At 59.3% G+C, this 8,177-nt stretch carries 7 protein-coding genes and 1 pseudogene; 1 reads left to right on the forward strand and 7 read right to left on the reverse strand.

What is annotated here, in order from left to right; translation table 11 throughout:
* Positions 1–77 precede the first annotated feature (77 nt).
* The 7 genes from A7Q26_RS16705 to A7Q26_RS16735 form a co-directional block, all read right to left on the reverse strand.
* Positions 78–2,648 carry a TonB-dependent receptor gene (locus A7Q26_RS16705; protein ID WP_081799111.1) on the reverse strand — a complete coding sequence of 857 codons (2,571 nt, stop codon included), beginning with the start codon at positions 2,646–2,648 and terminating at the stop codon, positions 78–80.
* 80 nt (positions 2,649–2,728) lie between these two features.
* Positions 2,729–3,136, reverse strand: coding sequence for a hypothetical protein (locus A7Q26_RS16710; protein ID WP_155986352.1), 408 nt, complete (start codon positions 3,134–3,136; stop codon positions 2,729–2,731).
* Positions 3,118–3,567 carry a FecR domain-containing protein gene (locus A7Q26_RS16715; protein WP_036527613.1) on the reverse strand — a complete coding sequence of 150 codons (450 nt, stop codon included), beginning with the start codon at positions 3,565–3,567 and terminating at the stop codon, positions 3,118–3,120. Before A7Q26_RS16715 ends, A7Q26_RS16710 begins: the two co-directional genes overlap by 19 nt.
* A 2-nt stretch (positions 3,568–3,569) precedes the next feature.
* Positions 3,570–4,097, reverse strand: coding sequence for an RNA polymerase sigma factor (locus A7Q26_RS16720; protein WP_051586981.1), 528 nt, complete (start codon positions 4,095–4,097; stop codon positions 3,570–3,572).
* Positions 4,098–4,700: 603 nt separating this feature from the next.
* Positions 4,701–6,191 carry a hypothetical protein gene (locus A7Q26_RS16725; RefSeq protein WP_155986350.1) on the reverse strand — a complete coding sequence of 497 codons (1,491 nt, stop codon included), beginning with the start codon at positions 6,189–6,191 and terminating at the stop codon, positions 4,701–4,703.
* Between the two features lie 84 nt (positions 6,192–6,275).
* A complete protein-coding gene (locus A7Q26_RS16730; protein WP_036527609.1) occupies positions 6,276–7,295 on the reverse strand; it encodes an acyltransferase family protein in 1,020 nt (339 codons plus the stop codon).
* On the reverse strand, positions 7,279–7,656 hold the full coding sequence (locus tag A7Q26_RS16735; RefSeq protein WP_036527606.1) for a hypothetical protein: 378 nt from the start codon (positions 7,654–7,656) through the stop codon (positions 7,279–7,281). Before A7Q26_RS16735 ends, A7Q26_RS16730 begins: the two co-directional genes overlap by 17 nt.
* A gap of 147 nt (positions 7,657–7,803) precedes the next feature.
* On the opposite strand from A7Q26_RS16735, the pseudogene A7Q26_RS16740 reads away from it, so the two are divergent.
* A pseudogene (locus A7Q26_RS16740) lies at positions 7,804–8,124 on the forward strand (ATP-binding protein); the annotation flags it as partial.
* Positions 8,125–8,177 lie beyond the last annotated feature (53 nt).

Raw genomic sequence — 8,177 nt, forward strand, 5'->3', positions numbered from 1 at the left:
GATGAAGGTGGTGTTTGATGAATGGGCTTTGATATCGGTCGTGAAATCAGATTCACCGCACCCACATTGCGCTGGGTTCAGAACTTGTATCCAAGCGTGATGCCATAGGTGCGCGGGGCCGCCGGGAGGTCGGTGCTGGTCGTGGCGGAGTTGAATCGGGAGAGCGGATAGTATGTGTCGGTCAGGTTGCGGACCCAGGCCGTGGCGGAGATATTGTTCTGATACCGTAGTTCTACGCGCGCATTGCCTATGAAGCGCGACTTGGTCACGGCGAAGTTGTCGATGTCGAAATAATATTTGGACAGATACTGACCGTCGGACGCGAGGATGACATCCATCGTATCCGAGGCATGGATGGTATATTCGAAAGCACCGTTCAGGCTAACGCCCGGTGTGAACGGAAGCCGCGCATCCGCACGACGCAGGCGTTCGACGGGATTGGTCGAGATGACCTTCTTGATCTCATTGCCGAGATAGGCGCCGGAGATTTCCAGCTTCAGATCGTCGGTCGGCCTGATGGTCGCGGACAGTTCCGCGCCCCAGCTCTGGGCGTCGCCCGCATTGACACGCGTGCCGCCGGACAGGACGCCCGCGGCAGTGGTGATCTGCGTGACCGCCGTCGTCTGAATATCCTTGTAGTCGTTGAAGAAGATCGCACCTTCAAGCTGAAGGAAGGCACGGCGGGGAAGGATCTTGAAGCCCAGCTCATAGGACCAGACCGTCTCGGCACCGAACGGCGCGGATTCGAGGTCGTTGCTGGGCGTGGTGGCATCGAAGCCACCGCCCTTATACCCGCGCCTGATGGACGCATAGATCGACGAGGAAGGGCCGAAATTCTTGCTGCCGTAGATACGGCCGGACACCTGGGACTTTCGGATGTTACGATCGAACTTATAGGGCAAAAGCGGGAAGATGGCCGGGAGAAGCGATACGCCATAGGGATCGAGGCCCTGCGTCAGGCCATTGAAGTCGACCTTGTCATGCGTGTAGCGGAGGCCGCCGCCGATCTTGAATCCGGAGTCGAACGCCCAGGTTCCATCCCCGAAGACGCCGAAGCTTGTCCGCTTTTGCGTGTAATCGCCCTGGATGATGCCGCGCGTCGTGTCGAGCATCGTAAAGGTCTGGTCGATGCGAACGTCGTCGTGAAATGCCGTCGCGCCCACGATCCAGCTGAACCGCGACGTGTCGTTCTTCTGGAACCGAATCTCGGCATATTCCTGATCGTCTTTGTCGCCGTAGAGGATATTGATCAAACGGATAGGCACCCCGTCCCCATTGTAGATCGCGAGGTGCGAGACATGGCTGTATCCGCCTGTCAGGACGAAGGTGTAATCGTCACCGACGCTCTGCTGCAGACTGCCGGTGATACCATAGCCGGAAACGTTCAGCTTTGTCGGCACGTCCGAATCGACTTCATATCGCGCGTTCGGGGCGAAGCCGTTCTGGGTGACGTTGCGGCTGGGCTGCAATGCCCCGCCGGTCTGCTTCGTACCGTTGACCTTCAGGAATATTTCGGTCCGGTCGGACGGGTTGATCTCTATGATGGCGCGGCCGGCGATGCTTTCGGATCGTGCGACGTCACGGTTCATGCCGGTAACGGGCAGCGGCGGGATGCCGGCAGGCGGCCTGAAGGTCGCGACGGCATTGGCATTGCCGATGTCCGTCATGTAGCCGTCCGTCCTGGTGTATAGCGCGGCGATACGGGCGCTGACGATCGGCGAGATCGGGCCGCCGACCGCGCCCTCCATGCGGGCCGTGCCGAAGGTCGCCAGTTCGGTGCTGACATAGCCGTTCAGCTTGTCGCCCGGACGGCGGGACAGGATGTTGATCGCACCTGCGGTCGAATTCTGTCCATAGAGGGTTCCCTGCGGCCCCTTCAGGATCTCCACCCGCTCGATATCGAAAAATTGGCCGGTCGCGAGGATGGCCGACCCCTGGTAGATGCCGTCGATGTTGAGCGAAGTTGCAGGATTGCCGTTGGGGCGCAAATCGTCAAAGCCAACGCCGCGGATGGTGAAGGTCGGCATGTCACCACCCGACACCTGCACCGTGGCGAGGACGCCGGGCGTCTGGCTCGCCAGGTCGACAAGGCGGTCGGCGCCGCGATTGCGGAGCTGCTCGCCGCCGAAGGCCGACAGGGCGACGGGGACGTCGACCAGGCGCTGCTCGCGACGCTCCGCCGTGACGATGATGTCCCGATCGCCTTCCGCCGCTTCGCTCTCGTCAGCGTCGGGGCGGGACGTGCCGGCGCCGCCGGCGCTCTGCAGGGCGATCGGCATCGCGCGCGGCGACGCCGTGGCCTGCTGCAGAACGACCATGTCGCCGACCAGGCTGGCGGTGTAGCCCGACTTGGCGAGGAGGCGGGCGATGGCATCGGACGCCTTGTACTTGCCCGATATGCCGGCGCTCATATGGGAGCCGACGTCCCCGGACGAGGCGACGACCTGAAGCCCGGTCGTTGCGGAAAACGCCGACAGGGCGGCGGACAGATTTCCGGGCGGAATGGCGAACTGGAAGCTTTTGGCAAAGCTCCCCGCTTCCGCATGCGCTGAACAGGGCGCCGCCGTGGCGGCAATGGCGATGGCGACGTGCAATGCACGGTGAGAAATGTGAGACCCCATGTCGTATCCCCTTGCGAGCACCATCATGTGCTCTCCTTCGAAAGACGCGGGGATCGCCAAAGCCGGACACTGTTTTTTCAGCCCATAGTCTGGCAGGCAGAATTTTCTTATAATGCCTTGTGGAAGCGCAAGATTCCCTGATCGGCCCGTACATCGAAGCCGTTCGCCTTGCCGATGACGGAGAGGAGTGCGGCCGGCCGATCCGTTCGAAAGCGCCCCATGATCGGGATCGCCGCCAGCGCCGCTGGCGGAGCACTGATGACGATCCCGCCCTGCCGGTTCAGAATTTCGACCAGCGTGCCGAGCGTCATGCCGTCAGTATCGATCCATCCTTCCCGCCAGTCGGGACGGGAGGCGTCGAACGGCTTGGGGCGGTCGACGGTGGTGTCGTGGACGAGGCTCTGCCAACCGGCACGCACAGTGACCGCCTGGGGCGACCCGACCGGCTTCAACAGAACCGCTCCGCGCGCCACGGCGAGACTGGTGCTGGCGGATGTTACGTTAAGGTCGAACACCGTCCCAGCACCTGCGCCTCGGCTCGGCCGGCATGGGCGATGAAGGGGCGGCTGGCATCGTGCGCGATGTCGAACCGCGCTTCCCCTGCGATCAGACGGGCGTAGCGGCCCCGGCTCGTTATGGTGACAGTCAGATGGCTTGCGCCGCTGAGTTGCACGAACGACCCGTCTTCCAGCCGGACGTCACGCCGCTCTCCGGGCTTCGTGCTGAACTCCGCGGCCGTATTGACCGGCGACCGAAAGATGGTGAGGCCGGTGATGGCCAGAACGACCGCGCCGAGGCCGCCCGCTATGGCTGCCTTCCGGCTGGCGCGCATCTTGCGGATATCATCATTGGACAGGCGCCCGCCGTCATGGACGCGCGTTAGCGCTTCCTTGAGCGCCAATTCATCGATGGGGGCGTCGCTTCGCGATAGGCTGTCGTCACGCATGGCTAGATCCTGCTCCAACCGGTCAGTTTCCGCTTGGCGAGACCCTGTCTTATGTCGCTGTGCGCACGGAAGACATGCTTTTCCACCGCCGATTGCCGCATGTCTAGGTCGGTGGCGATAACCGCGGGTGGATGATCGTCCAGTCGACGGCGGAGGAAGATTTCCCGTCTGAGCGGCGGCATGTTCTTCAGGATGGCGACGATCGCCTCCACCCGCTCGCGATGAAGCAAGGCCTCATCAATGCGCGGCATGGGGCAGATAAAATCTTCCTCTATGGGGCAAGTGGCAGGCATGCGCGAAAGACGGCGGAAATGATCGTTGATCAGGTTCTGCGCGACAGAAAAACAAAAAGCCTTGAGATTGGCGATCGTGCCGGTCTGCCGGTACCGGTAGATGCGCAGATATGTCTCCTGCACGATATCTTCTTCGTCATTGCCATTGCGCAGTCGCCGGGCGACAAAGCGGGTCAACTCATCGCGGATGTCATCTTCCTGGGCCAGCTCATAGCGAGCTCTGACGGTGGTACGCACGATGCACTCCTCAGAATGCGAAATCTGAAGGGAAATGGCGCGCGCATTTACGCTGCACCGCGGTGCGCCGTTAGACCGGGACCATGACGTCTGAGTGACTACGGTCGCAGACCTGCGATGGATGAAGCCTGATGCGTAGACGGCGGTGCCGACTTGCACATCGCGATCTCGCCCTTTGCCAAGCCCCTTTTTATCAGTGTGCGGACTGGCTGATGAACAGCCCCGCTGAACGCACGGTCGGAGGCACCTTCACGCGCGGAAGGCGGTTCTAAGAGTCATATCATCACGGTATCGAAATAAATTGACCATCACCGATCCACGGATCCTGCCTGATGCCTTGGAGATAGAGAAGGCGGACATCGTGCGCTGGACTTCCGGTTGAAAGCCATTTGGAGCGCTAAGCCATGGCGCGCAAGCTGGGTGCATTACCCGCAGCGCGCAGGCCGTATAGCGCCGCTGCCCTTATCGCTGTTCGACATTTTCGTATGAACCGTGGATCCGGGACCATGCGGCTTCCAGCGTTGAGACCGTCCCATGGTCGGCTGACAAGATGCAAGGACCAATGATGACATCCACATCGCATCTCATTGTCAGAGCGGACGGTCAGGACGCATCCACTTGTTCGGCCTCGTTGCGGGTGGGGTTTCTATCGGAGGGAAGCGGAGACTTTGGCTCCACAGCGATGCCGAGAGCGGAAAGGATCATGGCCCGCACAGCAGTACTCTGGATGACTTCCCTCGAAGCGTCGCTCGCCTCTCCCGGCCGGTGCCAAAGGAGGATGCCGCGGGGCTGGTGATATCCCGTGCCGACGTCGCGCTTGAATCGCTTGATCCCGGCCTCCGCAAAGGAAATCCTCTCCTTCACGCCGCCGCCGGAGGGGCGTTCCACATAATTGTCCATGCCTTCCGGCGGCTGCGCCAATCCGAAATTCAGGGTCCTGTTTACAAGGTTGACCTTGTAACAGAGGCGTCTTCCTCCGGCGAATGTCGCAGCTTCCACCAGCGACGCGAAACGCCCCGCATCCTCCGGCGTGTCGAACTCGAAATTGAAATCCGGGTGCATTGCGAGGTTCGAACGATAATCTCCGCTAAACCCGATTGCCCGGACGAAGGCTGGAACGTCGATGATGCGGGCCTGATCGCCGCCGGAGCGGAAAACGGCTTCCTGTCCCATGCTGCTCGCGACGATCAAGGTTCCATCAGTCCGGGTGATATAGTCAAGCAGATAACCTAGCTGATAATCCGCGACATCCATCGCCCGCTGTATATTCTTCGCCTTCAACCTGTCTTCATCGGAGGTCAAAGTGTATTGGAATTCCTCCGGGAAAGCATGCTTCCAATATCGATGCATCATGCCCGCGACATGATTGGTGAAGAACGTCGTGAACTCCGGTTTGGTCCGATGCAGAAGATGCTTAAAGACATCAAAGGCGATCGGCGCCTGCATGATCGAGCGACGCGACTTGTAAAGTGGATTGATCTTTTCAAGAATGACCTGCCGCGCGAGAGCGAGAACGGTCGACAAAGACAAGCCGATCCGAACCAGGCCGAGCATCAGTGTTGCGAGCTCTCTGCTCGGTTTCACGTCGGAGACGATCCCCCCATCCAGTGCTGTCTGGCGAAGGTTGAGCATCTGGAACGGCCTGCATTCGGGCGGGATCGTGCCCGGCTGCGGCGCGAAAGTGTCGGGGATGTAGAAGGCGTACGCGTCGTCGGGCGGGGGAGGATAGGATTGCAGGCTTGCAAAAACACCGACCCGCTTCCCGGCTTTGGCGGCGGTCTCCCACACAGGCGGGAATTCGCTCGCTCTCGTCAGATCCTGATTAAGGAACTCAATTCCATGGCTGCGATTGTCCACCCCCCGATGCAATGTCGGCCACGTTACCCAGGGATGAAGTTCCCCCACATCTGTCGTAACAGTGGTGTAGGATCTCGACATGCCTAAAATATTCGCGAAGTTCCCATGAGGATTTCTTCCAATGTACCAATCAACAACTTGCCAGGATACCTCATTTAGCTCGTATAGAATGACGGGCGTTCCTGTAACAGGTACATCAAAATTCCCGTCTGTCATGAGACGCGTACCTTCTGCCAAGGTGCATTCATGTTCTTTGTATCAAAAGAAAAACATCTCAGCAATCATTTGTTAAATTTGGTCGCATTTCACTTAATTCCTGCCCTAGCTTGCCGGGAGAGTATGGCTTCGGACGGAAGGAATAACTTTCGATTTCAGGGAGGTTGATGCCAATGCGAACTCCCTCGCCGTTCGGACTGCCGCCTCCCACCCAATCCACAGAACGACGCTTGCCGACATTCCGAATAGCCACATGCCGAACCCACCTTGGGCGGTGACATGCATGATGTCCTCGTAAATCTCGAAGAAGAAGCGGTGCCAGAGAAAGATATGGAGGTTTGCCATGGCGACGATCGTGATGAGCTTGTGCAGGATGGCGGGGACTGCGATGTCCCTTACAAAGAGGAAAATAAGGGTCCCCGCAATGAGGCAGTAGGCAGGTAGTTTGGCGGCCCCGTAAACGAGGAAGCTGCTGGCAATCGCCAGGGCAGCCATCGCGACCCTGTTTCCTTTCGGAGTCCTTGAGGGATCGGCAAAGAAGTAGAAGCACCAGCCGAGGCAAAAATTCCAGAACCGGGAGTAGGGCAGTGTAGGATGGTCCAGACCATCTGAATAGTTGTCCAGATAAAATCGTAGCAACACGGATGCGACAAACAGCAAAACGACGGAATAAGGGAGTAGCTTCCGACCGAAATTCCGGATGAGACCGATGTAGGACAGGATGTAGACGACGATCAGGATCTGCATCATGACCTGCGGATACCAGGTCGGAAACTTGGATATTCGACCGTCCGTGAAGAGGTTTCGGATAAACAATAATTCTAAAACATCGAATTTACGTAAGATGATGAAGAAGAATAAGACCATGAAGAAGCTGGGTAGCAGGATGGATCGCCCGAAGCCGATCAATCGATGCCGCATCTGTGGGAGCGAGGGAGCGTCAAGCACGAACTTCGCAAAAAAATAGCCGGAGAGCGCCATCAGGACGCTCATGCCACCCGAGAAGTTAAATCCCAAAACCTGGTCGATATCGGGGTTGGCATGGTTCAGCGCCACGAGGGATATCGCCGCCGCACGCAGGACGACTCCTGCCTCCATGCGCCGCGTCTTAAACATGGGCGACATGTTTGAGTTCCTCCAGTTCGGCAAGCGAGAGTTGATCCCAGCGCGGGGGGATGAAGCCGAGATATCCTTCCAGTGCGATGCTGGCATTAACGAACGAGAGCGAGTCCGTTGAGATGTCGATAAACCTTGTCTCTCGCCCGATCCTATCTGGGCTCTCCGTGCCAAACTCCTCGAAGATTTCGAAGATGCTGGTGGCCGCGACGTCGAGAAGGAGAATGTCCGCGCAATGGTGCGCAATCCGTCGCGAGGCGAGGCCCAGGAAGGCGGTTAGCTTACGGAGGCTGAACGGTTCGTTGTTGAACCCTTCGAACATCGCCTCGAATGACGGCGCTTTTTCGCGGGATGGCGCGAGACCGTCCATCGCCTTAAAATCATATTTGCCGTTCGACAGGCGCGGCAGGGCTTGGACCTGAACAACGGTGCATGCATGGGGGGGCAGGTGGATCTCGCCCTGCAGAACCTGATCAATGATGGCGAGTTCATCAGTCCGTGCCGTGGTCAGCGTGGTCTGGTGACACGCCTCGAAGAGGAGACCCGGATCGGCAAAGGCGGGACCCTGGCGGCGCAGCTGTCGCGGCTCGACCTGATCGTTCTCGACGAGCTCGGTTATCTGCCGTTCGCCCGCTCGGGAGGGCAGTTGCTGTTCCACCTCATCAGCAAGCTTTATGAGCGGACCAGCGTCATCATCACCACGAACCTCGCCTTCGGCGAATGGCCGACCGTGTTCGGCGATCCCAAGATGACCACGGCGCTGCTCGACCGCGTCACCCACCACTGCGATATCGTCGAGACGGGCAACGACAGCTGGCGCTTCAAAAACCGCAGCTGACAGCCACCTTCGGCGCCTTCAAAAATCTATCTTGCGCTGCGCGCGCCTCCGGT

Source organism: Sphingobium sp. TCM1 (genome assembly GCF_001650725.1).
In the GTDB taxonomy this organism is placed as follows: Bacteria; Pseudomonadota; Alphaproteobacteria; order Sphingomonadales; family Sphingomonadaceae; genus Sphingobium.